Source organism: Streptomyces phyllanthi, assembly GCF_009377205.1.
GTDB classification, from domain to species: domain Bacteria; phylum Actinomycetota; class Actinomycetes; order Streptomycetales; family Streptomycetaceae; genus Streptomyces; species Streptomyces phyllanthi.
Genome location: NZ_VJZE01000827.1, coordinates 1 through 2,073, shown reverse-complemented (window position 1 = coordinate 2,073; position 2,073 = coordinate 1). Strand labels below are relative to the sequence as shown.

Here is a 2,073-nt window from a genome sequence, read left to right as displayed (position 1 = left end):
GGCCCAGACCGCGCCCCCGCCCCCGGCCACGGCGTCCGCCGCGTCCGTCGCGTCCGCCGCGGTCGCGCGGCGCTATGGCGTACGGGGGTCCGCCTCGCGCCCGCAGGCCGCCGCCACGCGCCCTGAGATCACCCGCTCGTTCCACGTGGCCTTCGGTGACGACCTCGTCGACGTCACCCTCACCGGGGGAGACGGCTCGGAGGAGGCGGCCTCGGTCGCGTGGATGCCGGTCCCGTACGACATCCCCGAGGGCGACGGCGTGTTCCTCTGCATCGGGGCCTCGGACACCGACGGCTGTCTCTTCCTCGACTTGGCCCGGGCACCCGGACCGGTGGTGGTGGGCGGCGACCCGGAGGCGGCGAAGCGGCTGCTGGAGTCACTGGTCCTGCAACTCGCCGTGAGTCCGGCCCTCGACCAGCTGTCCGCGGTCGTGACCGGCTCCTTGGCGGCGATGACCGAAGGGCTGTCCGGCATCGGGCGCGCCGCCGGCCTCGGCGAGGTCGCCGACCGCCGCGCGGACGAGGCGGCTCCACGGCCCGGGTTCGTCTTCGGCAGCCTGGACACCGAGGCGGACCACGCGGCGCTCGCGGAACTGCTCCGTGGCCCCGGCCGGGTCGTCCCGGTCGTCCTGGGCGTCCTGGGCGAGCCGGAGTCCGCCGCGTGGACCTTCACCGTCCGGTCCGCGCCGACGACGGAGAACCAGGAGTAGCCGCCCCGCGCAGACCGCACACACGACTGCGGGGTGGTTCCCTGAGGGGAACCACCCCGTTTCAGGCGGTGGTGAGTGGCGCGGTGCAGCTACTTGGAAAGGGTACCGTCCGCCTTGACCGCGAACCAGGTACGGCCGACGCCCTGGCCGTTGGTGTCGCCGGGAGCCTTGTCGCCGGTGAACCAGTACAGCGGCCAGCAGTCGATGGCCAGCTGCTTGGTGCCGTCGGGGCGGTTGTAGGTGGTCAGGAGCTTGGGATCGATGCCCTCGACGTTCTTCAGGTCGACCGGCTTGGCGGGCTTCCACTTGTCCAGGCAGGCGCCGACGCAGTTGGACTTCATCGGCCAGGCGGTGTCCTTGGTGAAGCGGTACAGCGTACGGCCCTTGCCGTCGCGGATGATCTCGCCCAGCTCGGGGTTGCCGAAGGTGGACAGCGCCGGGAGCGCCTCGTTCGGCTCGGCGCCCGTACCAGCGCCGGCACCAGCACCCGAATCCGAACCCGTATCGGCACCCGCACCCGCACCCGCACCTGCACCGGCATCCGTACCCGCACCGGGGGCGGCCTTCGTGCCGTCGGGCGCGGCCGCGAACCACGTGCCGCCCACGCCCTGGCCGTTGGCCTGGCGGGGCTGGGTGTCCTTGACGTACCGGTACATCGGCCAGCCGGCGATGGTGAGCTGCTGGGTGCCGTCGGCGCGGGTGACCTCGCCCAGGAGCGAGGCGTCCATGCCCACGGCCGCGGAGGCGTCGCCGGCCGGGACCGGCGGCCAGGTCTTGGCGCAGTCACCGTCGCACGAGGATCGAGGGGGCTTGGCGGTGTCCTTGTCGAAGCGGTAGAGGGTGAAGCCCGCGCTGTCGGTGAGGACCTTCCCCAGCTTGTCGTTGTCCCAGATGCTGAGCTTGCCCGGCGAGGAGGCCTGCAGCTGTGCGAGGCCGCCCGCCCCGGCCGGAGCGTTCGCGGCTTCCTTCGCGCCGGCGCTGACAGCGGCGCCCGCGGGCTTGCTCTCGTTCTGCGCGTTTCCGCACGCGGACGTCAACATGATCGATGCCGCCGCGACCGCAACCGAAATGCTCTGCCACTTCCGCATGACTGTTTCCCTCTTCCGTTCCTGTTTTTCGGCGCGCTTCATCGCGCCCCCGTTTACGTGGATTTCCGTGAACGCTGAACAGCCGCCCGTCCCATTCCGGTTACCGGGTCTTCCGCTGCTGCCGACAACACGGCTGTGACGGAAAGGGGGTTCAGCGGTCCAGCCGTTGTTCCGAAGATTTTCGGGCCCGGTGCGGACGGAGCCGGCGGCAGCCGCGTGTGAGGGCTCCCCGCGCCGGGGCCCGCGCCGGGACCGGCCCCAGGACCCGCCCAGGAC

At 72.0% G+C, this 2,073-nt stretch carries 2 protein-coding genes; one reads left to right on the top strand and one right to left on the bottom strand.

From position 1 onward, the window contains the following. On the top strand, positions 1–709 hold a 709-nt coding region (locus FNH04_RS47080), incomplete at its 5' end, for a hypothetical protein (RefSeq protein WP_194237046.1). Positions 710–798: 89 nt separating this feature from the next. Here FNH04_RS47080 and FNH04_RS45315 read toward each other — a convergent pair. Continuing rightward, the gene (locus FNH04_RS45315) at positions 799–1,797 is read right to left on the bottom strand and encodes an SCO0930 family lipoprotein (RefSeq protein WP_152792046.1); all 999 of its coding nucleotides are present in this window, start codon (positions 1,795–1,797) and stop codon (positions 799–801) included. Positions 1,798–2,073 lie beyond the last annotated feature (276 nt).

Coding starts and splice junctions, on each gene's coding strand:
- FNH04_RS45315 (WP_152792046.1), bottom strand. CDS start 1,797: ATGCGGAAGTGGCAGAGCATTTCGGTTGCGGTCGCGGCGGCATCGATC.